Below are 242 nucleotides of genomic sequence, written 5' to 3'. Positions count from 1 at the left end.
TTTCATTCCGGCCGTTGTCGCTCCTTGCTGCCACAACCGCCCGAACCAATCTCTGAACAAGCTGAAAATTTCATCTCTCTGCCGGCTTCTGACAGCTATTCACTGTCTTCCAGCGCCAAAACACCTTCGGCGTTGTAAGGTTAAGCCTCTCGGTTCATTAGTACTGGTCAGCTCAATGCATCGCTGCACTTACACACCCAGCCTATCCACGTCTTCGTCTTAAACGTTCCTTCCGTGACCTC

General features: G+C 51.2%; 1 rRNA gene. It reads right to left on the bottom strand.

What is annotated here, in order from left to right:
* Positions 1-136: 136 nt before the first annotated feature.
* A 23S ribosomal RNA gene (locus ACGF5R_RS24915) occupies positions 137-242 on the bottom strand; the annotation flags it as partial.

This window comes from Photorhabdus sp. RM71S, assembly GCF_042879355.1.
Taxonomy (GTDB): domain Bacteria; phylum Pseudomonadota; class Gammaproteobacteria; order Enterobacterales; family Enterobacteriaceae; genus Photorhabdus; species Photorhabdus kayaii.
This window is presented reverse-complemented; position numbering and strand designations above follow the sequence as displayed.